The 26,347-nt window shown below is 71.2% G+C and carries 26 protein-coding genes; 17 read left to right on the forward strand and 9 right to left on the reverse strand.

Annotated elements, in window-relative coordinates; genetic code table 11:
- Positions 1–78: 78 nt before the first annotated feature.
- From IE237_RS14990 to IE237_RS15005, 4 genes are read left to right on the forward strand one after another with little or no spacing between them, the layout of a single operon-like run.
- Complete coding sequence (locus IE237_RS14990) at positions 79–1,305, forward strand: MFS transporter (RefSeq protein ID WP_229842683.1); 1,227 nt, start codon at positions 79–81, stop codon at positions 1,303–1,305.
- Between the two features lie 48 nt (positions 1,306–1,353).
- On the forward strand, positions 1,354–3,015 hold the full coding sequence (gene pgi, locus IE237_RS14995) for a glucose-6-phosphate isomerase (protein ID WP_370468179.1): 1,662 nt from the start codon (positions 1,354–1,356) through the stop codon (positions 3,013–3,015).
- Positions 3,016–3,019: 4 nt separating this feature from the next.
- Positions 3,020–3,520, forward strand: a complete 501-nt coding sequence (locus IE237_RS15000; RefSeq protein ID WP_189802403.1) for a PH domain-containing protein — start codon at positions 3,020–3,022, stop codon at positions 3,518–3,520.
- Positions 3,517–5,034 (forward strand): PH domain-containing protein, encoded by a 1,518-nt coding sequence (locus IE237_RS15005; RefSeq protein WP_189802404.1) that lies wholly within the window; start codon positions 3,517–3,519, stop codon positions 5,032–5,034. Before IE237_RS15000 ends, IE237_RS15005 begins: the two co-directional genes overlap by 4 nt.
- A gap of 22 nt (positions 5,035–5,056) precedes the next feature.
- On the opposite strand, the gene pgl is transcribed toward IE237_RS15005, so the two are convergent.
- Genes pgl through tkt form a run of 5 tightly spaced genes read right to left on the reverse strand, consistent with a single transcriptional unit; the run spans position 5,057 to position 11,665 of the window.
- Positions 5,057–5,836 (reverse strand): 6-phosphogluconolactonase, encoded by a 780-nt coding sequence (pgl, locus tag IE237_RS15010; protein ID WP_189802405.1) that lies wholly within the window; start codon positions 5,834–5,836, stop codon positions 5,057–5,059.
- Positions 5,833–6,888, reverse strand: coding sequence for a glucose-6-phosphate dehydrogenase assembly protein OpcA (opcA, locus tag IE237_RS15015; protein WP_189802406.1), 1,056 nt, complete (start codon positions 6,886–6,888; stop codon positions 5,833–5,835). The genes pgl and opcA overlap by 4 nt, the downstream gene beginning before the upstream one ends.
- On the reverse strand, positions 6,885–8,417 hold the full coding sequence (gene zwf, locus IE237_RS15020; RefSeq protein WP_189802407.1) for a glucose-6-phosphate dehydrogenase: 1,533 nt from the start codon (positions 8,415–8,417) through the stop codon (positions 6,885–6,887). The genes opcA and zwf overlap by 4 nt, the downstream gene beginning before the upstream one ends.
- A gap of 5 nt (positions 8,418–8,422) precedes the next feature.
- On the reverse strand, positions 8,423–9,541 hold the full coding sequence (gene tal / locus IE237_RS15025) for a transaldolase (RefSeq protein WP_189802408.1): 1,119 nt from the start codon (positions 9,539–9,541) through the stop codon (positions 8,423–8,425).
- Positions 9,542–9,577: 36 nt separating this feature from the next.
- Entirely contained in the window at positions 9,578–11,665 is a 2,088-nt protein-coding gene (gene tkt, locus IE237_RS15030) for a transketolase (RefSeq protein ID WP_189802409.1), read from the reverse strand.
- A gap of 348 nt (positions 11,666–12,013) precedes the next feature.
- Between tkt and IE237_RS15035 the strand changes: the two genes are divergently transcribed.
- The 3 genes from IE237_RS15035 (at position 12,014) to IE237_RS15045 (ending at position 14,558) form a co-directional block, all read left to right on the forward strand.
- Entirely contained in the window at positions 12,014–12,961 is a 948-nt protein-coding gene (locus IE237_RS15035) for a heme o synthase (protein WP_189802410.1), read from the forward strand.
- A gap of 105 nt (positions 12,962–13,066) precedes the next feature.
- Entirely contained in the window at positions 13,067–13,387 is a 321-nt protein-coding gene (locus IE237_RS15040) for a hypothetical protein (protein WP_189802411.1), read from the forward strand.
- Between the two features lie 70 nt (positions 13,388–13,457).
- Complete coding sequence (locus IE237_RS15045; RefSeq protein WP_189802412.1) at positions 13,458–14,558, forward strand: amidohydrolase; 1,101 nt, start codon at positions 13,458–13,460, stop codon at positions 14,556–14,558.
- Positions 14,559–14,649: 91 nt separating this feature from the next.
- Here IE237_RS15045 and IE237_RS15050 read toward each other — a convergent pair whose 3' ends face one another.
- From IE237_RS15050 to IE237_RS15060, 3 genes are all read right to left on the reverse strand, one after another.
- Positions 14,650–15,621, reverse strand: a complete 972-nt coding sequence (locus IE237_RS15050) for a COX15/CtaA family protein (protein WP_189802590.1) — start codon at positions 15,619–15,621, stop codon at positions 14,650–14,652.
- Between the two features lie 64 nt (positions 15,622–15,685).
- Positions 15,686–16,450, reverse strand: a complete 765-nt coding sequence (locus IE237_RS15055) for an ABC transporter permease (RefSeq protein WP_189802413.1) — start codon at positions 16,448–16,450, stop codon at positions 15,686–15,688.
- Positions 16,447–17,382 carry an ABC transporter ATP-binding protein gene (locus IE237_RS15060; RefSeq protein ID WP_189802414.1) on the reverse strand — a complete coding sequence of 312 codons (936 nt, stop codon included), beginning with the start codon at positions 17,380–17,382 and terminating at the stop codon, positions 16,447–16,449. Before IE237_RS15060 ends, IE237_RS15055 begins: the two co-directional genes overlap by 4 nt.
- 170 nt (positions 17,383–17,552) lie before the next feature.
- Here IE237_RS15060 and IE237_RS15065 point away from each other — a divergent pair, with 170 nt between their 5' ends.
- The 8 genes from IE237_RS15065 to IE237_RS15100 all read left to right on the forward strand — a co-directional run bounded on the left by IE237_RS15065 (position 17,553) and on the right by IE237_RS15100 (position 24,198).
- Positions 17,553–18,278 (forward strand): helix-turn-helix transcriptional regulator, encoded by a 726-nt coding sequence (locus tag IE237_RS15065; protein ID WP_189802415.1) that lies wholly within the window; start codon positions 17,553–17,555, stop codon positions 18,276–18,278.
- Positions 18,275–19,690, forward strand: a complete 1,416-nt coding sequence (gene sufB / locus IE237_RS15070; RefSeq protein ID WP_116161623.1) for a Fe-S cluster assembly protein SufB — start codon at positions 18,275–18,277, stop codon at positions 19,688–19,690. Before IE237_RS15065 ends, sufB begins: the two co-directional genes overlap by 4 nt.
- Before the next feature lie 165 nt (positions 19,691–19,855).
- On the forward strand, positions 19,856–21,037 hold the full coding sequence (gene sufD / locus IE237_RS15075; RefSeq protein WP_189802416.1) for a Fe-S cluster assembly protein SufD: 1,182 nt from the start codon (positions 19,856–19,858) through the stop codon (positions 21,035–21,037).
- On the forward strand, positions 21,037–21,354 hold the full coding sequence (locus tag IE237_RS15080) for a bifunctional 3-phenylpropionate/cinnamic acid dioxygenase ferredoxin subunit (protein ID WP_030322524.1): 318 nt from the start codon (positions 21,037–21,039) through the stop codon (positions 21,352–21,354). The genes sufD and IE237_RS15080 overlap by 1 nt, the downstream gene beginning before the upstream one ends.
- A gap of 7 nt (positions 21,355–21,361) precedes the next feature.
- The gene (sufC, locus tag IE237_RS15085; RefSeq protein WP_017238623.1) at positions 21,362–22,126 is read left to right on the forward strand and encodes a Fe-S cluster assembly ATPase SufC; all 765 of its coding nucleotides are present in this window, start codon (positions 21,362–21,364) and stop codon (positions 22,124–22,126) included.
- Entirely contained in the window at positions 22,123–23,391 is a 1,269-nt protein-coding gene (locus tag IE237_RS15090) for a cysteine desulfurase (RefSeq protein ID WP_056646030.1), read from the forward strand. The genes sufC and IE237_RS15090 overlap by 4 nt, the downstream gene beginning before the upstream one ends.
- A 10-nt stretch (positions 23,392–23,401) precedes the next feature.
- A complete protein-coding gene (sufU, locus tag IE237_RS15095) occupies positions 23,402–23,863 on the forward strand; it encodes a Fe-S cluster assembly sulfur transfer protein SufU (RefSeq protein ID WP_041128635.1) in 462 nt (153 codons plus the stop codon).
- The gene (locus IE237_RS15100; protein ID WP_030205917.1) at positions 23,860–24,198 is read left to right on the forward strand and encodes a metal-sulfur cluster assembly factor; all 339 of its coding nucleotides are present in this window, start codon (positions 23,860–23,862) and stop codon (positions 24,196–24,198) included. The genes sufU and IE237_RS15100 overlap by 4 nt, the downstream gene beginning before the upstream one ends.
- Before the next feature lie 94 nt (positions 24,199–24,292).
- On the opposite strand, the gene IE237_RS15105 is transcribed toward IE237_RS15100, so the two are convergent.
- Positions 24,293–25,342 carry a DUF7847 domain-containing protein gene (locus IE237_RS15105; protein ID WP_189802417.1) on the reverse strand — a complete coding sequence of 350 codons (1,050 nt, stop codon included), beginning with the start codon at positions 25,340–25,342 and terminating at the stop codon, positions 24,293–24,295.
- Between the two features lie 63 nt (positions 25,343–25,405).
- Between IE237_RS15105 and IE237_RS15110 the strand changes: the two genes are divergently transcribed.
- Both IE237_RS15110 and IE237_RS15115 read left to right on the forward strand, forming a co-directional pair.
- On the forward strand, positions 25,406–25,726 hold the full coding sequence (locus IE237_RS15110; RefSeq protein WP_189802418.1) for a DMT family transporter: 321 nt from the start codon (positions 25,406–25,408) through the stop codon (positions 25,724–25,726).
- A complete protein-coding gene (locus IE237_RS15115) occupies positions 25,726–26,328 on the forward strand; it encodes a TetR/AcrR family transcriptional regulator (RefSeq protein ID WP_189802419.1) in 603 nt (200 codons plus the stop codon). Before IE237_RS15110 ends, IE237_RS15115 begins: the two co-directional genes overlap by 1 nt.
- Positions 26,329–26,347: the final 19 nt, after the last annotated feature.

The raw sequence follows: 26,347 nt of genomic DNA on the forward strand, positions 1-26,347 counted from the left end.
ACCGGCCGGAGTCCCGGCACTGTCAGTGGCGTCCCCTACGGTCGGTCGGGCAGGGAACCGACGGACCGAGGGGGCGCCGTGGCGGCGACGGGGACAGTGGGCGGGACCAGGGCGGCACCGGCCTGGCGGGGCGGCTTCGGACGCCTGTGGACCGCCGCGGTCGTCTCGCGGTTCGGCGACTCGCTGCGCACCGCCGCGCTGCCGCTGCTCGCCGCCTCGCTCACCGACGACCCCCTCCTCATCGCCTCCGTCACCGCCTGCGGCTTCCTGCCCTGGCTGCTCTTCGGGCTCCTCGGCGGGGCCGTCGCCGACCGCGTCGACCAGCGGCGGGCCATGTGGGCCGTCGACCTCGTCCGCGCCGGACTCGTGGCCGCCTTCGCCGCCGCCGTCGCCCTCGGACACGCCACGATCGCGCTGCTGCTGGTCCTCGCCTTCGCCCTGACCACCCTGCAGACCCTCTTCGACAACGCGGCCACGGCCCTGCTGCCCGCCCTCGTCCCCCACGAGACCCTCGCCGGGGCCAACGCCCGCCTGATGACCGGTCAGCAGCTCGCCGGCGGCCTCCTCGCCGGACCCGCGGTGCCCGTGCTGCTCCTCGCCGGGCCCGCCGTCCCGTACGCGGCCGACGCCGTCACCTACCTCTTGGCCGCACTCCTCATCGCCTCCCTGCGCACCGGGGCCCCCGAGCGGCCGCCCCGCCCGGCCGGGTCCACCCTCCGCGCCGAGATGGCCGAAGGGCTCGCCGTCCTGCGCGCGGACCGGGCCCTGCGGTGGCTCTGCACCGCCACCACCCTCTGCAACATCGGCATGGGCGCCCTCATCGCCACCCTCGTCGTCCACGTGACGGACGGCCGGCCGACCGGAACCGCCGGGAACACCGCGTACGCCGCCACGATCACCGCCTACGCCCTGGGGGCCGTCGCCGGCGGCTTCCTCGCCCGGCGGATCGCCGAGCGGACCGGACGGATCCGCGCCGTGTTCCTCGCCGGCGCGGTCCAGACCGGCTGCCTGGTCCTGATGGGGACGGTGCCCGTCCTCGCGGTATCGATCGGGGCCATGGCGGTGTTCGGCTTCATGGGGACGGTGTGGAACGTCCAGCAGACGACCCTCATGCAGGAGCGCGCCCCCGAGGGCATGCTCGGCCGCATCGCCGCGGCCTTCCGCACCCTCGCCGTCGCGGGAGCCCCGCTCGGGGCCCTCCTCGGCGGCGCCGCGGCCGCCGGCCTCGGACCGCACACACCCGCCCTCCTCGCGGCGGCGCTGTTCGCGCTCGCCGTCGCGTCGTTGACCCCCCTGATCAATTAGGTTTGGGGGTGCAGCGGGGCAGACAAGCAGTACGAGAAGAAGTGGGCGATGTCCGAGATGACAAGCGAAGGCCGTACCAGGCTCAACCGGCTGCCCGAGTGGGCGGCCCTCGGCAAGCACCGTGAGCAGCTGGGCGATACCCACCTGCGTGAACTGTTCGCCGCCGACCCCGAGCGGGGCACGCGCCACACCCTGCGCGTCGGCGACCTCCTCCTGGACCACTCCAAGCACCTCGTCACCGACGAGACGCTGACCCTGCTGCGCGAACTCGCCGCCGCCACCGGCGTCGCCGAGCTCCGCGACGCCATGTTCCGCGGCGAGAAGATCAACACCACCGAGGACCGGGCGGTCCTCCACACCGCGCTGCGCGCCCCCCGCGGGGCCGTCGTCGAGGTCGACGGGGAGAACGTCGTCCCCGGCGTCCACGCCGTCCTCGACAGGATGGGCGCCTTCGCCGACAAGGTCCGCGCGGGCGCGTGGACCGGCCACACCGGCAAGCCGGTCAAGAACATCGTGAACATCGGCATCGGCGGCTCGGACCTCGGCCCCGCCATGGCCTACGAGGTCCTGCGCTCCTACACGCAGCGGGACCTGACGTTCCGTTTCGTCTCCAACGTCGACGGAGCCGACCTCCACGAGGCCGTCCGCGACCTCGACCCGGCCGAGACGCTCTTCATCGTCGCCTCGAAGACCTTCACCACCATCGAGACGATCACCAACGCCACCTCCGCCCGGGACTGGCTGCTCGGCGGCCTCGGCGCCGGCCAGGAGGCCGTCGCCAAGCACTTCGTCGCCCTCTCGACCAACGCCGAGAAGGTCGAGGAGTTCGGCATCGACACCGCGAACATGTTCGAGTTCTGGGACTGGGTCGGCGGCCGCTACTCCTACGACTCCGCCATCGGCCTCTCCCTGATGATCGCCATCGGCCCGGAGCGCTTCCGCGAGATGCTCGACGGCTTCCACCTCGTCGACGAGCACTTCCGCACCGCCCCGCCCGAGGAGAACGCTCCGCTGCTCCTCGGCCTCCTCGGCGTCTGGTACGGCGCCTTCTTCGACGCCCAGTCGCACGCCGTCCTGCCGTACTCCCACTACCTCTCCAAGTTCACCGCCTACCTCCAGCAGCTCGACATGGAGTCCAACGGCAAGTCGGTGGACCGCGAGGGCAACCGGGTCGACTGGCAGACCGGACCCGTCGTCTGGGGCACCCCCGGCACCAACGGGCAGCACGCGTACTACCAGTTGATCCACCAGGGCACCAAGGTCATCCCGGCCGACTTCATCGGCTTCGCCCGCCCCGTCGACGACCTGCTGCCCGGGCTCGTCGCCCAGCACGACCTGCTCATGGCCAACTTCTTCGCCCAGACCCAGGCGCTCGCCTTCGGCAAGACGCCCGACGAGGTACGGGCCGAGGGCGTCGCCGAGGAGCTCGTCCCGCACAAGACCTTCCAGGGCAACCACCCGACCACCACGATCCTCGCCGAGGCGCTCACCCCGTCCGTCCTCGGCCAGCTGATCGCGCTCTACGAGCACAAGGTCTTCGTCCAGGGCGCGATCTGGAACATCGACTCCTTCGACCAGTGGGGCGTCGAACTCGGCAAGGTCCTCGCCAAGAAGATCGAGCCGGTCCTGACGGAGGGCGAGGGAGCCGAGCAGCTCGACAGCTCCACCGCCGGGCTCGTCGCCGCCTACCGCTCGCTGCGCGGACGGTAGACGGATGACGGGGGAGAACGCGGTACGGCTGCGGCCGCCCAGGAACGCCGTCGACGAGCGGGCCGTCACCTGGTGGCGGGCCCAGCTCCTCGTGACCACCGCCGTCCCGGTGGTGGTCCTGGGGGTGCTCGGCGCACTGATCGGGCCCGCCCGGTTCTGGCTGCTCCTCGCGGCCGGGGCCGTGGCGGTCCTGGGCCTCGCCTGCACCGCGTTCTTCCCCGCCTGGTGGTTCCGGGTGCACCGCTGGGAGGTCACCGACGAGGCCGTCTACGTGCGCACCGGAGCCCTCTGGCAGGAGTGGCGGATCGCCCCGATGTCCCGGATCCAGACGGTCGACACCGTACGGGGACCGCTGGAGCAGACCTTCCGGCTGGCCACCGTCACCGTCACCACCGCCTCCTCCAAGGGGCCGATCCGCATCGAGGGACTCGACCACGCGCTCGCCGCCGAGCTCGCCGAGCGGCTCACCGCGCTCACCCGGGCCACCCCCGGGGACGCCACATGAGCGAGGAGTGGCGGCGGCTCCACCCGCGCACCCTGCTCGCCGGCGCCGCCGTCCTCTGCGGAGTGGCCGGCGGCGCGGCCCTCCCGGCCGTGGCCGGTCTCGCGGGCGGCCGGCCGCTGTGGCAGGCCGTCGCCTGGGTCCTCGCCGGCACCGCGCTGCTCGTTTTTGCCGGCACCGCGGCCGACTGGGTCCGGCTGCGCCGCACCCGCTACCGCGTCGGCCCCGAGCGGGTCGACCTCCACACCGGGTTCCTGCTGCTCAAGCAGCGCTCCCTGGCCCGGGAGCGGATCCGCAGCGTCGACCTCACCGCCAACCCCCTCCAGCGCGTCCTCGGCCTCGTCAAGGTCCGCATCGGCACCGGTGAGCACACCGGCGGCGAGTCCACCCTCGAGCTCGACCTGGTTACCCGCACCGAGGGTGAGCGGCTCCGCCAGGAGCTCCTCGCCCGCGCCGCCGCCCCCGAGGAGACCGGCCACGACAGCGCCCTGGCCACCCTCGACCCGCGCTGGATCCGCTACGCCCCCGTCTCCTTCGTCGCCCCCGCTCTCGGCGGCGCCGCGGCCGGGGCCGTCATGCAGGTCAGCGAGTGGTTCGGCGCCCAGGGGAAGGTCATCGACTGGATAGGGGACCGCTTCCAGGAGGTCTCCGTGACCTGGATGATCCTCGACCTGGTCCTGCTCGCCACCGCCGTCGGGGCCGTCGGTGCGCTCGGGCTCTGGGTCGAGATGTGGTGGAACTACCGCCTGGAGCGCGAGCCCGGCGGCACCCTCCGGGTCCGCCGCGGCCTCCTCACCGCCCGGTCGGTCACGCTGGAGGAGCGCCGGCTGCGCGGGATCGAGCTCGTCGAGCCGCTCGGGGTGCGGCTGTTCGGGGCCGCCCGCGTCGACGCCGTCGCCACCGGCCTCGCCCAGGACGACGACGACAAGCACGCCGACCTGAAGAACCTGCTGCCGGCCGTCCCCCGGGAGCGGGCCGAGCGGGTCGCCGCCCGGGTCCTGAGCGAGCCGGAACCGCCGACCGGGGCGCCTCTCGCCGCCCACCCCCGGGCCGCCCGCACCCGGCGCCTGCGCTGGGCCCTGTGGAGCGTCCTCGGGCCCGTCGCGCTCCTCGCCGTCCTCGGCCTGCTCCTCACACCGGTCCTGCTGTACGTGGCGGCCGGCTGCGCCGTCGTCCTCACCCCGATCGCCGTGCTCTTCGCCCGCGACGCGTACCGCGCCCTCGGACACGGCGTCAGCGGCGCCTATCTGGTCGCCCGTTCGGGCACCGTCCGGCGGTCGACGGTCGCCCTCCAGCGCTCCGGCGTCATCGGCTGGACCGTCAAGCAGTCGTACTTCCAGCGGCGCGCCGGCGTCCTGACCCTCACCGCCACCACGGCGGCCGGAACGGGCGGCTACGACGTGTACGACACGGGGGAGAGCCAGGGCCTCGCCTTCGCCGCCGAGGCCGTACCCGGGCTCCTCGCGCCCTTCCTGGAGCCCGTACACACGCCGGAGGCCCGGCCCACCCTCAGGTGAACCGGGCCTCCGTACCGGTGGATCAGGCCGAGGCCGGCGGATACAGGCTCCGCGGCAGCTCCGAAGCGGCCGCCGCGTCCAGCAGCCACAGCGTGCGCGAGCGGCCGTAGGCACCGGCCGCCGGGGCCTGCACCTCGCCCGCGCCCGACAGCGCGATCGCCGCGGCCTTCGCCTTGTCCTCCCCGGCCGCGAGCAGCCAGACCTCCTTGGCCGCCCGGATCGCCGGGAGCGTCAGCGAGACGCGGACCGGCGGCGGCTTCGGCGCGCCGTGCACCCCGACCACCGTCCGCTCGGTCTCGCGGACCGCCGGCAGCTCCGGGAAGAGCGAGGCCACATGCGTGTCCGGGCCGACGCCCAGCATCAGCACGTCGAAGGTCGGCACCCCGCCGTGGTCGCCGGGACCCGCGGCCGCGGCCAGCTCCTCCGCGTACGCCGCGGCGGCGGCGTCGACGTCGACGTACGGCCCGTCCGAGGCCGGCATGGCGTGCACCCGCGCCGGGTCGAGCGGCACCCGGTCGAGCAGCGCCGCACGGGCCTGGGTGACGTTCCGCTCGGGGTCGCCCTCGGGCAGGAACCGCTCGTCGCCCCACCACAGGTCGAGCCGCGACCAGTCGACCGCGTCCCGCGCGGGCGCCGAACCGAGCGCCGCGAGCAGGCCGTTGCCGTTGCGGCCGCCGGTCAGCACGACCGAGGCGGAGCCACGCGCCGCCTGGGCGTCCACGATCCGGGTGATGAGCCGGGCCGCTGCGGCCTCGGCCATCAGCTCCTTGTCGCGGTGGACGACCAGCTGAGGGGTGCTCACTTGGCCGCCTTCTTGGCCGGGGCCTTCTTCGCGGCGGGCTTGGCGGCGGGGACCGTCTCCACGACGGCCTCCACCTCGGCCTCCACGACCGTCTCCACGACGGTCTCGGGGGCGGTGGTCGCCGCCTCCTCGTCCAGCCGCTCCAGTCCGAACCTGAGCGCCGTCGCGTAGGTGTCGTCCGGGTCGAGCCGGCGCAGCTCCTCCGCGATCAGCTCGGCGGTGTCGCGGCGCTTGAGCGCCACCCCACGGTCGGGCTGGCCCTGGATGGAGAGCGTCGCGAGCGAGCCGTCCGGCCGGTCGAGCACGATCGGGCCGGAGCTGGTCTCCATCCGTACGGAGGTGAGACCGGGGCCCGCCGACTTCGAGCGGCGCACCGGCACCTTCAGCCGGTCCGCGAGCCACATCGCGAGCAGTTCGACGCTCGGGTTGAACTCCTCGCCCTCCACCTCGGCCGAGGTGACCTCGCAGACGACCTGGTCGAGCGCGGCGGCCAGCATCGAACGCCACGGGGTGATCCGGGTCCACGAGAGGTCCGTGTCGCCCGGGGTGTACGCGTCCGCGCGCGCGGTCAGCTCCTGGATGGGCTGCTCGGCGGAGTACGTGTCGGTCACCCGGCGCTGGGCGAGCGCGCCCAGCGGGTCGTTCGCCGGGTCGGACGGCGCGTTCACCGGCCACCAGACGACGACGGGGGCGTCCGGGAGGAGCAGCGGCAGCACCACCGACTGGGCGTGGTCGACGACCTCGCCGTACAGCCGGAGGACCACCGTCTCGCCGGTGCTGGCGTCGGCGCCGAGGCGGACCTCGGCGTCGAGCCGCGCCTTGGCGCGGTCCCGCGGGGAGCGCGAGACCCTCTTGATGACGACGAGGGTCCGCGAGGGGTGCTCGCGGGACGCCTCGTTGGCCGCCTTGAGCGCGTCGTAGGCGTTCTCCTCGTCGGTGACGATCACGAGGGTGAGCACCATACCGACGGCCGGCGTGCCGATCGCCCGCCGCCCGAGCACCAGCGCCTTGTTGATCTTCGAGGACGTGGTGTCCGTCAGGTCGGTCTTCATGGCCGGCGCCAGCTCCTGCCGTCTCGTGCGAGCATCTCGTCCGCCTCGACCGGACCCCAGGTCCCGGACTGGTACTGCGCGGGCTTGCCGTGCGTGTCCCAGAACTGCTCGATCGGGTCGAGGATCTTCCAGGACAGCTCGACCTCCTCGACGCGCGGGAAGAGGTTGGAGTCGCCGAGCAGGACGTCGAGGATGAGCCGCTCGTACGCCTCGGGGCTGGACTCCGTGAAGGACTCGCCGTACGCGAAGTCCATCGACACGTCCCGGATCTCCATCTGGGTGCCGGGCACCTTGGAGCCGAACCGCACCGTCACGCCCTCGTCCGGCTGGACCCGGATCACGATGGCGTTGCGGCCGAGCTCCTCGGTCGCGGTGTGGTCGAAGGGGGAGTGCGGGGCGCGCTGGAAGACGACCGCGATCTCGGTGACGCGGCGGCCCAGGCGCTTGCCGGTCCGCAGGTAGAACGGGACGCCCGCCCAGCGGCGGTTGTCGATCTCCAGCTTGACGGCCGCGTAGGTGTCGGTCTTCGACTGGGGGTCGATGCCGTCTTCCTGGAGGTAGCCGACGGCCTTGGCGCCGCCCTGCCACCCGGCCGCGTACTGGCCGCGGACCGTGGACTCGCCCAGGTCCTTGGGCAGCTTCACGGCGCCGAGGACCTTGGTCTTCTCGGCGGCCAGCGCGTCGGCGTCGAAGGAGGCGGGCTCCTCCATCGCGGTCAGCGCGAGCAGCTGGAGCAGGTGGTTCTGGATGACGTCACGGGCGGCGCCGATGCCGTCGTAGTAGCCGGCGCGGCCGCCGATGCCGATGTCCTCGGCCATGGTGATCTGCACGTGGTCGACGTACGACCGGTTCCAGATCGGCTCGAAGAGGGTGTTGGCGAAGCGGAGCGCCAGGATGTTCTGGACGGTCTCCTTGCCGAGGTAGTGGTCGATCCGGAAGACCGCGTCGGGCGGGAAGACCTCGTGGACGACCTCGTTGAGCTCCTTGGCGGAGACCAGGTCGTGGCCGAAGGGCTTCTCGATGACCGCGCGGCGCCAGGAGCCGTCCTTCTGGTCGGCGAGGCCGTGCTTCTTGAGCTGCTGGACGACCAGCGGGAAGAACTTCGGCGGCACGGAGAGGTAGAAGGCGAAGTTGCCGCCCGTGCCCTGCGCCTTGTCGAGCTCCTCGATCGTCGACTTGAGCTGTTCGAAGGCCGTGTCGTCGTCGAAGTCGCCCTGGACGAACCGCATGCCCTGGATCAGCTGCTGCCACACCTCCTCGCGGAAGGGGGTGCGCGCGTGCTGCTTGACGGCCTCGTAGACCTCCTGCGCGAAGTCCTCGTCCGCCCACTCGCGGCGGGCGAAGCCCACGAGCGAGAAGCCCGGCGGCAGCAGGCCGCGGTTGGCCAGGTCGTAGACGGCGGGCATCAGCTTCTTACGGGACAAATCGCCCGTGACGCCGAAGATCACCAGACCCGACGGCCCCGCGATGCGCGGGAGCCGTCGGTCTGCGGCGTCACGGAGCGGGTTGGCTCCGTGGACTGCGCTCAAAGTGCTTACGCCTCCGAAGATCCGCGGCGGGCGAGCTCCGCCTCGGTGGACTTGAGCAGGTCGTTCCAGGACGCCTCGAACTTCTCGACGCCCTCGTCCTCCAGCAGCTGGACGACGTCGTCGTAGCTGATGCCCAGCTTCTCGACGGCGGCCAGCTCGGCCCGCGACTGCTCGTACGTGCCGCGGATCGTGTCACCGGTGACCTCGCCGTGGTCGGCGGTGGCCTCCAGGGTGGCCTCCGGCATGGTGTTCACCGTGCCGGGCGCGACCAGGTCCACGACGTACAGCGTGTCCTTGTAGGCCGGGTCCTTGACGCCGGTCGAGGCCCACAGCGGACGCTGCTTGTTGGCCTGCGCCTTGTCGAGGGCGGCCCAGCGCTCCGAGGAGAAGACCTCCTCGTAGGCCTCGTAGGCCAGGCGGGCGTTGGCCAGGGCGGCCTTGCCCTTGAGCGCCTTGGCCTCGTCGGTGCCGATGCCGTCCAGGCGCTTGTCGATCTCCGAGTCCACGCGGGAGACGAAGAAGGAGGCCACCGAGTGGATCTTGGAGAGGTCGAGGCCGCGCTCGCGGGCCTTCTCCAGACCCGCCAGGTAGGCGTCCATGACCGCGCGGTAGCGCTCCAGCGAGAAGATCAGCGTGACGTTGACGCTGATGCCGAGGCCGATGACCTCGGTGATCGCCGGCAGGCCCGCCTTGGTGGCCGGGATCTTGATCAGGGTGTTGGGGCGGTCCACCAGCCAGGCCAGCTGCTTGGCCTCGGCGATGGTCGCCGCCGTCTCGTGGGCGAGACGCGGGTCGACCTCGATGGAGACCCGGCCGTCTTGGCCCTCGGTCGCCTCGAAGACCGGCCGCAGGATGTCGGCGGCGTCACGGACGTCCGCCGTCGTGATCATGCGGATGGCCTCGTCGACGGTCACCTTGCGGGCGGCGAGGTCGACGAGCTGCTGCTCGTAACCGTCACCCGAGGAGATGGCCTTCTGGAAGATCGACGGGTTCGTGGTCACACCGACCACGTGGCTCTGGTCGATGAGCTCGGCCAGGTTGCCGGACGTGATCCGCTTGCGCGAGAGGTCGTCCAGCCAGATCGCGACGCCTTCGTCGGAGAGGCGCTTGAGAGCGTCTGTCATGAGAATTGCATCTCCATTAAGTCGTACGTACGGACGTCAGCGCGCGGCGGCGGCCACGGATTCCCGCGCGGCGGCGACGATCGCCTCCGGCGTGAAACCGAACTCGCGGAAGAGGACCTTCGCGTCCGCCGAGGCACCGAAGTGCTCCAGGGAGACGATCCGGCCGGCGTCACCGACGTACTTGTGCCAGGTGAGACCGATACCGGCCTCGACCGCGACCCGGGCCTTGACCGACGGCGGCAGGACCGAGTCCTTGTACGCCTGGTCCTGCTCCTCGAACCACTCCACGGACGGCATCGAGACCACACGGGTCGGGACGCCGGCGGCCTGGAGCTGCTCGCGGGCCTCGACGGCCAGGTGCACCTCGGAGCCCGTGCCGATCAGCACGACCTGGGCTTCGCCGCCCTCGGCGTCGAACAGCACGTAGCCGCCCTTGACCGTGTCCTCGTTCGGCGCGTACGTCGGCACACCCTGGCGGGTGAGCGCGAGGCCGTGCGGGGCGCCCTTGCCGAAGACCTTCGTGTGACGCTGCATGATCTCGCGCCAGGCGATCGCCGTCTCGTTGGCGTCGGCCGGACGGACCACGTTCAGACCCGGGATCGCGCGCAGCGAGGCCAGGTGCTCGACCGGCTGGTGCGTCGGGCCGTCCTCGCCCAGACCGATCGAGTCGTGGGTCCAGACGTAGGTCACGGGCAGGTGCATCAGCGCGGAGAGACGCACCGCGTTGCGCATGTAGTCGGAGAACACCAGGAAGGTGCCGCCGTAGATGCGCGTGTTGCCGTGCAGGGCGATGCCGTTCATCTCCGCGGCCATGGAGTGCTCGCGGATGCCGAAGTGGATCGTCCGGCCGTACTTGTCGGCCTCCGGCAGCGGGTTGCCCTCGGGCAGGAACGACGAGTCCTTGTCGATCGTCGTGTTGTTCGAGCCGGCGAGGTCGGCCGAGCCGCCCCACAGCTCCGGGATGACGGCGCCGAGCGCCTTGAGGACCTGGCCCGAGGCGGCACGGGTGGCGACACCCTTGCCCGGCTCGAACACCGGGAGCTTGTCGGCCCAGCCGGCCGGCAGCTCGTTCGCCTGGATGCGGTCGAACTCGGCGGCGCGCTCCGGGTTGGCCGTACGCCACTCCGCGAGCTGCTTCTCCCACGCAGCGCGGGCCTCGCGGCCGCGGTCGCCGAGCGCGCGGGTGTGCGCGATGACGTCGTCGCCGACCTCGAAGGTCTGCTCCGGGTCGAAGCCCAGGACGCGCTTGGTGGCCGCGATCTCCTCGTCGCCGAGCGCCGAGCCGTGCGCGGCCTCGGTGTTCTGCGCGTTCGGGGCGGGCCAGGCGATGATCGAGCGCATCGCGATGAACGACGGACGCTCGGTCTCGGCCTCGGCGGCCTTGATCGCCGCGTACAGCGCGGCCGGGTCCAGGTCGCCGTTCGACTGCGGCTCGACGCGCTGGACGTGCCAGCCGTACGCCTCGTACCGCTTCATCGTGTCCTCGGACACGGCCGTCTCGGTGTCGCCCTCGATCGAGATGTGGTTGTCGTCCCACAGCAGGATCAGGTTGCCGAGCTTCTGGTGGCCGGCGAGGGAGGACGCCTCCGCGGAGATGCCCTCCTGCAGGCAGCCGTCACCGGCGATCGCGTAGATCCGGTGGTCGAACGGCGAGGCGCCGGTGGCAGCCTCCGGGTCGAACAGACCGCGCTCGAAGCGGGCGGCCATCGCCATGCCCACGGCGTTGGCGACACCCTGGCCCAGCGGGCCCGTGGTCGTCTCGACGGCGGCGGTGTGGCCGTACTCCGGGTGACCGGGGGTCTTCGAACCCCAGGTGCGGAAGGCCTTCAGATCGTCCAGCTCAAGCCCGAAGCCACCCAGGTACAGCTGGGTGTAGAGGGTCAGGGACGAGTGTCCCGCGGAGAGGACGAACCGGTCGCGCCCGACCCACTCGGGGTCGGCCGGGTCGTGCCGCATCACCTTCTGGAAGAGGGTGTACGCGGCGGGCGCCAGGCTCATCGCCGTACCGGGATGGCCGTTGCCGACCTTCTGTACGGCGTCCGCGGCCAGGATGCGGGCGGTGTCGACAGCCCGCTGGTCCAACTCGGTCCACTCGAGGTCTGTGGTGGTCGGCTTAGTGCTCACCCTGGGTCAGGGCTCCTCTCCACATGTCTTAAGCCGGTGACTGAGGGTGTACCGGCGTTGTCGAGCCTACCCCCGCGGAACGCCCCTCTTTTCGTGTCCATGCCCCTCAAATGAGCGGAGAAATGAAAGGACACAGCAAGAGTGCCGGTGGTCGTGGGAGTTCGCCTCCCGAGCCACGCCCGGAGCCGCCTCCGAACCGTGTCCACCCCTTGGGACGTACCGCACCAACACGACCCCACCCCCGCGAAGATCGGCGTCTGGGCAACGTCTACAGTGGCGTGGTACGCGCAAGCTTTACCCCGTCTTCACTCGGGGAGCTTGCTGGGAATTTCTCTGTCAGGGGTGTGCGTGACGGCCGTCGAGTCCCGACCCGCAGGGGTCGTCTTGACTCCCAGCCCGGGGGGCCATCGGCCGTTCGGGGCCCGCGTCAAGGCATTCGTGGCGCTGACCAAGCCGCGGATCATCGAACTGCTGCTCATCACGACCGTTCCGGTGATGTTCCTCGCCGAACAGGGCGTGCCGGATCTGTGGCTGGTGCTGGCCACCTGCTTCGGCGGCTATCTGTCGGCGGGCGGCGCGAACGCGCTGAACATGTACATCGACCGCGACATCGACGCCCTGATGGACCGCACCTCGCAGCGTCCGCTCGTCACGGGCGTGCTCACCCCGCGCGAGGGCCTGGTCTTCGGCCTCACCCTCGCCGTGGTCTCCACGCTGTGGTTCGGTCTGCTGGTCAACTGGCTGTCCGCCGCCCTCTCGCTCGGCGCGCTCCTCTTCTACGTCGTGATCTACACGATGATCCTGAAGCGGCGCACCGCGCAGAACATCGTCTGGGGCGGCATCGCCGGCTGCCTGCCGGTGCTCATCGGCTGGTCGGCCGTGACCAACTCGATGTCGTGGGCCGCGGTCATCCTCTTCCTCGTCATCTTCTTCTGGACGCCGCCGCACTACTGGCCGCTGTCGATGAAGGTGAAGGAGGACTACGCACGCGCGGGCGTGCCGATGCTGCCGGTCCTCGCCTCCAACAAGGTCGTCGCCAAGCAGATCGTGATCTACAGCTGGGTCATGGTCGCCGTCTCCCTGCTGCTCACCCCGCTCGGCTACACGGGCTGGTTCTACACGGCGGTGGCACTGGTCACCGGCGGCTGGTGGCTCTGGGAGGCGCACGCGCTCCTGAACCGCGCCAAGGCCGAGGTGACGGGCGCCAAGCTCAAGGAGATGCGCCTCTTCCACTGGTCCATCACCTACGTCTCGCTGCTCTTCGTGGCGGTCGCGGTGGACCCCTTCCTGCGCTGAGACACCCGCTCATCTGATCGTGTACGGCCGACGGCCGGGCCACGTGGGACAGCCCACACGGCCCGGCCGTCGCCACTGGATCTACCCCTCGGTAGCATCCGTGTCATGGCAGAAACGAAGCAGGAAGAGCGCAAGGCGGCCAAGCTCGCCAAGGAGATCCAGGCCTTCTCCAAGGCGCACGGCGGCTCCGAGGGGCACCTCGCGCACATCGGCCAGGCGGGCACCCGGATCGTCCTGGTCGGCACGGACGGCGGCTGGGGCGACCTCGTCGCGCCGACCTACGCGGTCGCGCAGAAGGCCGCCGAGAAGGCCGGCCTGACCCTCCACGAGGAGTTCGACGGCGAGTTCGCCGCCAAGGTCGCCACCGGCCCGTACGAGTGGACCCGGATGGCCGGTATCCAGATCGGCGGCCCCTCCAACAGCTGAGGCAACAACCTCGCGCGGGGCTCACCCGTTAGGACGTGTGGAGACACGTCCACACAGGGAGCCCCCCGAGATGATCGACACGCCGAACCTGGTGGACCAGTACTGCCACGGGGTGCTCCGTACGGAGCTCGGCCTCGGCACCTTCGAGGCCCGCCTCGGCGCCCACCTGGGCGGGTCCGCGGCCCTGCCCGCCGCGGGCACCACCTTCTTCGACACCCAGACCGGCTTCGCCGTGCGCCGCTGGTGCCCGCCGCTCCTCGGCCTGGAACCGCACTGCCCGCCCGCGCGCTACCTCGCCCGCCGCCGGGAGCTCGGCGCCGCAGAGGCGGGCCGCCGCCTGCTGCGCGCCTCCGGGATCTCCACATACCTGGTCGACACCGGGCTCCCCGGCGACCTCACGGGCCCCGCCGAGCTCGGTGCCGCGGGCGCCGCCGAGGCCCACGAGATCGTCCGTCTCGAACGCCTCGCCGAGCAGGTCGCCGACACCTCGGGCACGGTCGAGGCCTTCCTAGCCAACCTCGCCGAGGCCGTCCACGGGGCAGCCGCCGACGCCGTGGCCCTCGCCTCCGGGGCGGGAGCGCGCCAGGGGCTCGCGAGCGCCCCCGAACCGCCCGGTCCGGGAGAGGTACGCGGGGCCGCGGGGCGCTGGCTCGCCGCCCGTCCCGTGGGCGGGAGGCTCACCGACCCCGTCCTGCTGCGCCATCTGCTCTGGATCGCCGTCACCGCCGGGCGGCCCCTCCAGCTGCACACGGGGGACCGGGATCCGGCCGCCCTGGCCGGCTTCGCCGCCGCCACCGCGGGCCTCGGCGCCGACCTCGTCCTGCTGCACGCCTATCCGCACCACCGGACGGCGGCCCACCTGACCGGACTCCACCCGCACGTGTACGCCGACCTCGGCCCCGCCCTCGCCCACACCGGCGCCCGGGCGGCGGCCGTCCTCGCAGAGGTCCTGGAGCGCGCGCCGTTCGGCAAGCTGCTGTTCTCCAGCGGCGCCCGTGGACTGCCCGAGCTCCACGTGGTCGCGGCCAGCGCGTTCCGCTCGGCGCTCACCCGGGTCCTCGGCGAGTGGGTCATGGACGGCGCCTGGTCCCGTACGGACGCGCAGCGGGTGGCCGGGATGATCGCGGCGGAGAACGCGAAGCGGGTCTACCGGCTCACGGGGAGCCGATAGACCCGTCGGGATCCGGGATCCGGGATCCGGGATCCGGGATCCGGGATACAGGATCCGGATGATGGATTCTGGATCCGGGATCCAAACGCCGTCAGGCCGTGGCCGCGAGTTCCGGGTCCGCCTGGGCCGGGATCCCGGCCGTGGGGAGCGGGCGCTCGCGCAGGCTCAGGGCCAGGCGCAGGACCGCGATCCACATCAGCGAGGAGCCGAGCATGTGGGCGGCGACCAGGAGCTCGGGGACCCCGGTGAAGTACTGGACGTAGCCGATCGCCCCCTGCGCGAGGAGCACGATCAGCAGGTCGCGGGCGCGGGCCCTGGTGTCGTCCGGGGCGTCCACCACGCGCAGGACCAGCCACATGGCGAGCGCGAGGGCGCAGACGACCCAGGCGGCGATCGCGTGGATGTGGGCGGCGTCCGTCCAGTCCCACGGCATGCGCGGGACGTCGCTGCTGTCACCGGCGTGCTTGCCGGCGCCGGTCACCGTCGTGCCGAGCACGATCAGCAGGGCGGAGGCGATCGTGATCGCCCAGGACAGCTTCCGGACCGGGCGGGGCACGCGGGGCCGGGGGGCGGTGTCGCCCTCGCCGGTGCGGTGCCAGGTGATGACGGCGACCGTGAGCAGGGAGTTCGCGGCGATGAAGTGGCCGGCCACCGTCCACGGGTTGAGGCCCATCCACACCGTGATGCCGCCGATGACGGCGTTGCTCATCACGATCCAGAACTGGGCCCAGCCGAGCCGGGTGAGCCCGCGGCGCCACGGCTTGGTGGACCGGGCGGCGATGATCGCCCAGCCGACGGCCGCCGACAGGACGTACGTCAGCATCCGGTTGCCGAACTCGATCGCGCCGCGGTAGCCCTGCTCGGGGGTCACGATGAGGCTGTCGTCCGTGCACTTCGGCCAGGTGTCGCAGCCGAGACCGGAACCGGTCAGCCGGACCGCGCCGCCCGTGACGATGATGAGGACGCTCATCACGACGGCGGAGAGCGCGGCGCGCCGGAGCGTCCGGGGGGACGGGGTCCAGCGCTGGGCGATGGAGGCGAGGGGGGTCTGCACGGGCCCTATCGTAGGACGGCGCTTGTGCGCGCTTTCACGAGGGGGGCGTATATGGCGGAACGGAACCTTACGGTTACTCCCAGCGGAAGAACCGGGCCGCCGCCCCGAGGCCCAGGACCGCCCAGACGGCCAGGATCAGGGCGTCGCCCCACGGCATCGAGGCCCCGTCCCGGAGGACGTCGCGCAGGCCGTCGGAGAGCGCGGAGATCGGGAGCAGCGCGAGCACGTCACCCGCGGCGCCGAACTTCTCCAGCGGGACGATGACCCCGCCGCCCACCAGGAGGAGCAGGAAGACCAGGTTGGCGGCGGCCAGGGTGGCCTCGGCCTTCAGCGTGCCGGCCATCAGCAGGCCGAGCCCCGAGAAGGCGGCCGTGCCGAGGACCAGGAGCAGCAGGACCGACAGGGGGTTGCCCTGCGGGGACCAGCCGAGCGCCAGGGCGATCGCCGTCAGGAGCGCGACCTGGAGGACCTCGGTGACGAGGACGGCGAGCGTCTTGGCGGTCATGAGCGCCCACCGGGGGAGCGGCGAGGCCCCGAGGCGCTTGAGCACCCCGTACCGCCGCTCGAAACCGGTCGCGATGGCCTGGCCGGTGAAGGCGGTGGACATCACGGCGAGCGCGAGGACGCCGGGGGTGAGGAAGTCGACGGCCTTGTCGTCCCCGGTGTCGACGATGTCGACGGTGGAGAACAGGACCAGGAGCAGCGAGGGGATGATCACGGTCAGGAGCAGCTGCTCGCCGTTGCGCAGCAGCATCCTGGTCTCCAGGGCGGTCTGTGCGGCGATCATCCGCCCGACGGGGGCGGCCCCCGGCCTCGGCGCGTACGTACCCGTGCTCATCCGCGCAGCTCCCTGCCGGTCAGTTCCAGAAAGACGTCTTCGAGGGTGTGGCGTTCGACGGAGATGCCGTCGGGCATGACGCCGTGCTGGGCGCACCAGGTGGTGACGGTGGCCAGCAGCTGCGGGTCGACGGTGCCGGTGATCCGGTACGTGCCGGGGAGCGGTTCCGCGGCGGCCGAGCCGTCCGGCAGCGCCTTGAGCAGGGAGCCCAGGTCGAGGCCGGGGCGGCCGGTGAAGCGCAGGGTGTTCTCGGCGCCGCCGCGGCAGAGCTGCTCGGGGCTGCCCTGGGCGGCGACGCGCCCGGCGTCGATGATGGCGACGTCGTCGGCCAGCTCCTCGGCCTCCTGCATGAAGTGGGTGGTGAGGACGACGGTCACGCCGTCGGCGCGCAGCTCGCGGACCAGGTCCCAGGTGGCGCGGCGGGCCTGCGGGTCCAGTCCGGCGGTGGGCTCGTCGAGGAAGACGAGCTCGGGGCGGCCGACGACGGCCATGGCGAGCGCGAGGCGCTGCTGCTGGCCGCCGGAGAGGCGCCGGTAGGTGGTGCGGCCGCAGGAGCCGAGGCCGAGCCGCTCGATCAGGGCGTCCACGTCCAGCGGGTGGGCGTGCAGTTTCGCCATGTGGCGGAGCATCTCGTCGGCGCGGGCGCCGGAGTAGACGCCGCCCGACTGGAGCATCACGCCGATCCGGGGCCGCAGGGCGGCGGCGTCGGCGACCGGGTCGAGGCCGAGGACGCGGACGGTGCCGCCGTCGGGCCTGCGGTATCCCTCGCAGGTCTCGATGGTCGTGGTCTTGCCGGCCCCGTTGGGGCCGAGGACCGCGGTGACGGTGCCCGCGCGGACGTCGAGGTCGAGGCCGTCGACGGCGGTCTTGTTCCCGTACCGCTTGAGCAGGCCACGTACCTGGACGACGCTGCCGACGGACTCGTTTGACATGCCGGGAAGTCTAGAGAGCGGGTGCGGGGTCGCGGTGCCCGGGGCCGCGGATTCATCCCACGAATGATCGTTTCCGCAGGTCAGGTAAGCCTTACCTGAGTGATGCACGGCACCGTCGTCGGTTCGGACGCCGCTTGTCACTCCTCGATTAATTACGCAACAATGGCGTTGTGAAAAACGTTGGCGCGGCTCCGGTGGAGGAACTCGCGACCCGGGAGCGTTCCACGCGCAACCGGGTCGCGCGGTCGATCCTGGATCACGGTCCCTCGACCGTCGCCGACCTGGCCGAACGGCTCCGCCTCACCCAGGCGGCCGTCCGCCGCCACCTCGACTCGCTGGTCGCCGAGAACGTCGTCGAGGCCCGCGAGAAACGCGTCTACGGGACCCGGGCCCGTGGCCGCCCCGCGAAGGTCTTCGCGCTCACCGACTGCGGCCGGGACGCCTTCGACCAGTCCTACGACTCCCTCGCCGTCGAGGCGCTCCGCTGGATCGAGCGCAACGCCGGAGGCGAGGCGGCCGTCGCCGCCTTCGCCCGCGACCGGATCGAGGCGCAGGCCGGGGCGTACCGCGAGGCCGTCGAGGCGGCCGAGCCCGCGCAGCGGACCGAGGCGCTGGCCAAGGCCCTCACGGCGGACGGGTACGCTGCCACTGCGCGGAACGCGCCGGTCGGCGAGCAGCTCTGCCAGCACCACTGCCCGGTGGCCCACGTCGCCGAGCAGTACCCCCAGCTGTGCGAGGCGGAGACGGAATTCTTCTCCCGCCTCTTGGGAACGCACGTCCAGCGTCTGGCCACCATCGCGCATGGTGACGGCGTCTGCACCACGTTCATCCCGCACAGCGCCCCACAGACCACCGAATCAGCATCCGTAAGCACGGCCGGGAGGAACCCCGCATGACCACCGAGATCAGCCACCCCGAGCTCGAGGGCCTGGGTCGGTACGAGTACGGCTGGGCCGACTCCGACGCGGCCGGTGCCACCGCCAAGCGCGGACTGAACGAGGACGTCGTCCGCGACATCTCCTCGAAGAAGAACGAGCCCGAGTGGATGCTGAAGCTGCGTCTCAAGGGTCTGCGTCTCTTCGACAAGAAGCCCATGCCGACCTGGGGCTCCGACCTCTCCGGCATCGACTTCGACAACATCAAGTACTTCGTGCGGTCCACCGAGAAGCAGGCCGAGTCCTGGGAGGACCTGCCGGAGGACATCAAGAACACGTACGACAAGCTCGGCATCCCGGAGGCGGAGAAGCAGCGCCTCGTCGCCGGTGTCGCGGCCCAGTACGAGTCCGAGGTCGTCTACCACCAGATCCGCGAGGACCTGGAGGAGCAGGGCGTCATCTTCGTCGACACCGACACCGCGCTGAAGGAGCACGAGGAGCTCTTCAAGGAGTACTTCGGCACCGTCATCCCGGTCGGCGACAACAAGTTCGCCTCCCTGAACACGGCCGTCTGGTCCGGCGGCTCGTTCATCTACGTGCCGAAGGGCGTGCACGTCGAGATCCCGCTCCAGGCCTACTTCCGTATCAACACGGAGAACATGGGCCAGTTCGAGCGGACGCTGATCATCGTCGACGAGGACGCCTACGTCCACTACGTCGAGGGCTGCACCGCCCCGATCTACTCCTCGGACTCGCTGCACAGCGCCGTCGTCGAGATCATCGTGAAGAAGGGCGGCCGCTGCCGCTACACGACCATCCAGAACTGGTCGAACAACGTCTACAACCTGGTGACCAAGCGCGCCGTCGCCTACGAGGGCGCCACCATGGAGTGGGTCGACGGCAACATCGGCTCCAAGGTCACCATGAAGTACCCGGCCGTCTACCTCATGGGCGAGCACGCCAAGGGCGAGACCCTCTCCATCGCCTTCGCGGGTGAGGGCCAGCACCAGGACGCCGGCGCCAAGATGGTCCACATGGCCCCGAACACCTCCTCCAACATCGTCTCCAAGTCGGTGGCGCGAGGCGGCGGCCGCACCTCCTACCGCGGTCTCATCGAGATCGGCGAGGGTGCCCCGGGCGCCAAGTCCAACGTGCTCTGCGACGCGCTGCTCGTCGACACGATCTCCCGCTCCGACACGTACCCCTACGTGGACGTGCGCGAGGACGACGTCTCCATGGGCCACGAGGCCACCGTCTCCAAGGTCTCCGAGGACCAGCTCTTCTACCTGATGAGCCGCGGCCTCACCGAGTTCGAGGCCATGGCGATGATCGTCCGCGGCTTCGTCGAGCCCATCGCCAAGGAGCTCCCGATGGAGTACGCCCTGGAGCTCAACCGGCTGATCGAGCTGCAGATGGAAGGCGCGGTGGGCTAGAGCGCCCCCCAGACCAGGCAAACGACCCGGGCTCAGTCGCTGAGCCCCGCGAGCCCGCCGCACGACGGCAGGTCCCCGGCCGGCGCCGCAAGGCGCCCGGCCCGACCGGCCCTCCGCACGGGGCGGGCCCGTAAGACGAGGCAGGAAGAGAGCAAGACGACAGCCATGGCTGAGGCTCAGAACATCCCGGCGGGCTCCACCACCGCCGGCTCGATCGCGGTGGCCGCCGAGTCCACCGTCGCCACGCGCATGAGCGCGCCCCCGTCCTTCGACGTCGCGGACTTCCCCGTCCCGCACGGCCGCGAGGAGGAGTGGCGGTTCACCCCGCTGGCGCGTCTGCGCGGCCTTCACGACGGCACCGCCGTCGCCTCGGGCGAGGGCGTCAAGGTCGAGGTCGAGGCCCCCGAGGGCGTCACCGTGGAGACCGTCGGCCGTGACGACGAGCGCCTCGGCAAGGCCGGCACGCCCGTCGACCGCGTCGCCGCCCAGGCGTACTCCTCCTTCGAGAAGGCCGCGGTCGTCACCGTCGCCAAGGAGGCGGTGCTCACCGAGCCGATCCGCATCTCCGTGCACGGCCAGGGCGGCGTCGCCTTCGGCCACCAGGTGATCGAGCTCGGCGCCTTCGCCGAGGCCGTCGTGGTCATCGACCACACCGGTGACGCGGTGCTCGCCGCCAACGTGGACTACGTCCTCGGCGACGGCGCCAAGCTGACCGTCGTCTCCGTCCAGGACTGGGACGAGAAGGCCGTCCACGTCGCCCAGCACAACGCGCTGGTCGGCCGCGACGCCTCCTTCAAGTCGGTCGTCGTCACCTTCGGCGGCGACGTCGTCCGCATCCACCCGCGCGTGCAGTACGCGGCCCCCGGCGGCGAGGCCGAGCTCTTCGGCCTGTACTTCACGGACGCCGGCCAGCACCAGGAGCACCGCCTCCTGGTCGACCACAACACCCCGCACTGCAAGTCCAACGTGGCCTACAAGGGCGCGCTGCAGGGCCAGGACGCGCACGCCGTCTGGATCGGCGACGTGCTCATCCAGGCCGCGGCCGAGGGCACCGACACGTACGAGCTCAACCGGAACCTGGTCCTCACGGACGGTGCCCGGGTCGACTCCGTGCCGAACCTGGAGATCGAGACCGGCGAGATCGCCGGCGCCGGTCACGCCTCGGCCACCGGGCGCTTCGACGACGAGCAGCTCTTCTACCTGATGGCCCGCGGCATCCCGGAGTCCGAGGCCCGCCGCCTCGTCGTCCGCGGCTTCTTCGCGGAGCTCGTCCAGCAGATCGGTCTGCCGGACGTCCAGGAGCGGCTCCTCGCCAAGATCGAGGCCGAGCTGGAGGCCTCCGTCTGATGGCCTTCGTCCGAGTCTGCGCACTGAGCGAGCTGGAGGCCGACACCCCGAAGCGGGTCGAGGTCGACGGCACGCCGGTGTCGGTCGTGCACACCGAGGGCGAGGTGTTCGCGATCAACGACATCTGCTCGCACGCGAACGTCTCCCTCTCGGAGGGCGAGGTCGAGGACTGCGCGATCGAGTGCTGGCTGCACGGCTCCAGCTTCGACCTGCGCACGGGCAAGCCCTCCGGCCTTCCCGCGACGCGCCCCGTCCCCGTATACCCCGTAAAGATCGAAGGGGACGATGTGCTCGTCTCCGTCACCCAGGAGTCCTGAGTCACCCATGGCTACGCTTGAAATCCACGACCTGCACGTCTCCGTCGAGGCGGAGAACGGCCCCCGCGAGATCCTCAAGGGCGTCGACCTGACCATCAAGCAGGGCGAGACCCACGCCGTCATGGGCCCCAACGGCTCCGGCAAGTCGACCCTGGCGTACTCCCTCGCCGGTCACCCGAAGTACACGGTCACCGGCGGCACCGTCACCCTCGACGGTGAGGACGTCCTGGAGATGTCGGTCGACGAGCGCGCCCGCGCCGGCGTCTTCCTCGCCATGCAGTACCCGGTCGAGGTCCCCGGCGTCTCGGTCTCCAACTTCCTGCGCACCTCCGCCACCGCCGTCCGCGGCGAGGCGCCCAAGCTGCGCACCTGGGTGAAGGAGGTCAAGTCCGCGATGGAGCAGCTCCAGATGGACCCGGCCTTCGCCGAGCGCAACGTCAACGAGGGCTTCTCCGGCGGTGAGAAGAAGCGCCACGAGATCCTCCAGCTGGAGCTCCTCAAGCCGAAGATCGCGATCCTCGACGAGACCGACTCGGGCCTCGACGTCGACGCCCTGCGCATCGTCTCCGAGGGCGTCAACCGCGTCCGCGAGACCGGTGAGGTCGGCACCCTGCTGATCACCCACTACACGCGCATCCTGCGCTACATCAAGCCCGACTTCGTGCACGTCTTCGCGAACGGCCGCATCGCCGAGTCCGGCGGCGCCGAGCTCGCCGACCAGCTCGAGAACGAGGGCTACGACAAGTACGTGAAGGGTGGCGCGTCCGCGTGACTTCTGCCCATCAGGGGCTCTCCGGCCTCCTCGACACCGAGGCGATCCGCAAGGACTTCCCGCTCCTGGATCGCGTGGTCCACGACGGCAAGAAGATCGTGTACCTCGACTCCGCCGCGACCTCGCAGAAGCCGCGGCAGGTCCTCGACGCGCTCAACGAGTACTACGAGCGTCACAACGCCAACGTCCACCGCGGCGTCTACACGGTCGCCGAGGAGGCGACGGCGCTGTACGAAGGCGCCCGTGACAAGGTCGCGGCCTTCATCAACGCCCCGAGCCGCGACGAGGTGATCTTCACCAAGAACGCCTCCGAGTCGCTCAACCTCGTGGCCAACATGCTGGGCTGGGCCGACGAGCCCTACCGCGTGGACCACGAGACCGAGATCGCCATCACGGAGATGGAGCACCACTCCAACATCGTGCCGTGGCAGCTGCTCTCGCAGCGCACGGGCGCGAAGCTGAAGTGGTTCGGCCTCACCGACGACGGCCGTCTCGACCTCTCGAACATCGAAGAGGTCATCACCGAGAAGACCAAGATCGTCTCGTTCACGCTGGTCTCGAACCTGCTGGGCACGATCAACCCGGTGGAGACGATCATCCGCCGCGCCCAGGAGGTCGGTGCGCTCGTCTGCATCGACGCCTCCCAGGCGGCCCCGCACATGGTCCTGGACGTGCAGGCGCTCCAGGCCGACTTCGTGGCCTTCACCGGCCACAAGATGTGCGGCCCGACCGGCATCGGCGTGCTGTGGGGACGGCAGGAGCTCCTGGAGGACCTCCCGCCCTTCCTCGGCGGCGGCGAGATGATCGAGACCGTCTCGATGCACTCCTCGACGTACGCGCCGGCCCCGCACAAGTTCGAGGCGGGTACGCCCCCGATCGCCCAGGCCGTCGGCCTCGGCGCGGCCGTGGACTACCTGTCGGCGATCGGCATGGAGAACATCGCGCGCCACGAGCACGCGATCACCGAGTACGCCGTCCGGCGCCTCCAGGAGGTGCCCGACCTGCGGATCATCGGCCCCACCACGGCCGAGGACCGCGGCGCGGCGATCTCCTTCACGCTGGGCGACATCCACCCGCACGACGTGGGCCAGGTGCTCGACGAAGAGGGCATCGCGGTCCGGGTCGGCCACCACTGCGCGCGGCCGGTCTGTCTGCGGTACGGAATTCCTGCGACCACGCGGGCGTCGTTCTATCTGTACTCCACCCCGGCCGAGGTCGACGCCCTGGTCGCGGGTCTGGAGCACGTACGGAACTTCTTCGGCTAGGGGACGGCTCGTGAAGCTGGATTCGATGTACCAGGACGTCATCCTGGACCACTACAAGCACCCGCACGGGCGCGGTCTTCGGGACGGCGACGCCGAGGTGCACCACGTCAACCCGACGTGCGGCGACGAGATCACGCTCCGCGTGAAGTACGACGGCTCGCGCATCGAGGACGTGTCGTACGAGGGCCAGGGCTGCTCCATCAGCCAGGCCTCGGCCTCCGTCCTCAACGAGCTGCTCGTCGGCAAGGAGCTGGCCGAGGCGCAGAAGATCCAGGGCACCTTCCTGGAGCTGATGCAGTCCAAGGGCCAGATCGAGCCGGACGACGCGATGGAGGAGGTCCTGGAGGACGCGGTCGCGTTCGCCGGGGTCTCCAAGTACCCGGCCCGTGTGAAGTGCGCGCTGCTCAGCTGGATGGCGTGGAAGGACGCGACCGCCCAGGCGCTGGGTGACGCGGAGAGGAAGTCGGCATGACCGAGAACGCCGAGGCCACGATGAAGCCGGCCTCCGAGGAAGAAGTCCGTGAGGCGCTGTACGACGTCGTCGACCCCGAGCTGGGCATCGACGTCGTCAACCTGGGCCTGATCTACGGCATCCACATCGACGACTCGAACGTCGCGACGCTGGACATGACCCTGACGTCGGCGGCCTGTCCGCTGACCGATGTGATCGAGGACCAGGCGAAGTCCGCGACGGACGGCATCGTCAGCGAGCTCAAGATCAACTGGGTCTGGATGCCCCCGTGGGGCCCGGACAAGATCACGGACGACGGCCGCGAGCAGCTGCGCGCGCTCGGCTTCAACGTCTGATCGCAGGTGTACGTGAGAACGGCCGCGCCCTCCGGGGCGCGGCCGTTCCGCGTGTCCGGCCGCCGTACGCGTGTCCGGCGGCCGTTCCGTGCGTCTAGAGGAGTCCGGCCGCGCGGGCCAGTTCCGGGGCCAGGTTCTCCTTGCGGACGCGCTGGTCGACGTAGAGCAGGGCGGTGATCAGCGGCGGGAAGACCGAGACGATGCCCTGGCTGATCAGCTGGCTCACGGCGAGGAAGGCGAAGAGGACCAGGAAGGAGGCGAGCAGGGCGTTGGGATCGCTGCCGGAGAAGTCCATGGTCGCCAGCGGCGCCGAGAGCACGAGCGAGAAGACCTGCTGGATCAGCCAGCTCACCACGGCGGCCATCACCCCGGCGGCGAGCAGGCAGCCGAACATCCGCCACCAGGAGCCCCGGACCAGGGACGAGGAGCGGCGCATCGAGGAGAGGGCGCCCTGGCCCTCGATCACGGCCGCCGCCGGGGCCAGGCTGAACTTCACCCAGATCCACAGGGCGAGCGGCAGGGTGACCGTCGCGCCCGCGAGCGCCAGGAACGGCGCGATCAGCGGGCCGGTCTCGATCGCGAGCAGCGCCACGGTCAGGGCGACGAAGGCGACCAGGAACAGGACGGCCGGGAGCAGCAGCGCCACCGAGGTCAGCAGGACGGTGCCGAAGACGGCCGGTGTCCGGGACCAGGCCCGGCGCCAGACCGCGCGGAAGGTCGTGGGACGGCCGAGGACCGCCTCCTGGACCACGGCCGGGCAGGCGGCTGCCACGACGGTGTTGGCGACGAGGATCGCGATCATGGCGGCGAGCCAGACGCAGACGAAGGCGGTGATCAGCGGCCGGACGTCCTCCCAGCGGGGCTCCTGGCCCGCCGGCAGGTCGAACACGGCGGGGAAGGCGTCGCCGACGGCCGCGTAGGCGATGCCGACCGCCGCGCCGACGATCAGGATCGCGACGCCGTAGACGGCTCCCGCCACCCCGAGCAGTTGCTTCCAGTAGCGGCCGAACGTGGCGAAGGCGCCGGTCAGGATCGTGCTGAAGCCGACCGGCGCCAGGGGTATCACGCCCGGCTTCGGCGGCGGGGGCGGCGGCGGATAGCCGTAGCCGTAGGGCGGTCCTGGCGGACCTGGGGGATACGTCATGCGGGACACCGTATCGGGGGCCGTTGCGTACACCCGTACGCACCGTTGGGTACGCTCGTACACATGGGCTACGGACTGCTTGCGGGCGCCATCGCGGCGGAGATACTCGCCACCACCTCCATGAAGTACAGCGAGGGCTTCACGAAGCTCTGGCCCTCCCTCGTCACCGGCGCGGGCTATCTCATCGCCTTCGCGCTCCTCGCCCAGGCGCTCAAGACGCTCCAGGTCGGCACCGCCTACGCCATCTGGTCCGGGGTCGGCACCGCCGCCGTCGCCGTCATCGGCTTCCTCTTCCTCGGCGAGAGCCTCAACGCCGCCAAGATCGCCGGAATCGTCCTCATCATCGCCGGGGTCGCCGTACTCAACCTGGGCGGCGCGCACTGATGGCCCGGCCCCGGAGGTACGACCCCGGGCGGCGCGAGCGGATCGTCGACGCCGCCCTCGCCGTCGTCGGGCGCGCCGGGATCGGCGGCCTCAGCCACCGCACGGTGGCCGCGGAGGCCGACGTGCCGCTCGGCTCCACCACGTACCACTTCGCCTCCCTCGACGAACTCCTCGTCGCGGCGCTCCGCAAGGCCAACGAGGGCTTCGGGCGGCTGCTCCGCGAGCACCCCGCCCTCACCGACCCGGACACCCGGCTCGCCGTCGCGCTCGCCCGGCTCCTGGGGGAGTGGCTGGGCGGCGAACGCGCCCGCGTGGAGCTGGAGTACGAGCTCTACCTCGCCGCCCTGCGGCGCCCCGCCCTGCGCCCGGTCGCCGCCGAGTGGACCGAGTCCGTCGTCGCCGCCCTGGCCCACCGCACCGACCCCGTGAGCGCCCGGGCCCTGGTCGCCGTCATGGACGGCATCTGCCTCCAGGTCCTGCTCACCGACGGCCGCTACGACGAGGAGTACGCGCGCGTGATCCTCGCGCGGGTCCTGAACGAAGGACCGAAGTCACCGCCCGCGGGCTCGTCGGAACCGCCGACGGACTCGACCGACACCTGAGACCGGTTGGCCCGGGCGG

The organism is Streptomyces tanashiensis, assembly GCF_014648895.1.
GTDB classification, from domain to species: domain Bacteria; phylum Actinomycetota; class Actinomycetes; order Streptomycetales; family Streptomycetaceae; genus Streptomyces; species Streptomyces tanashiensis.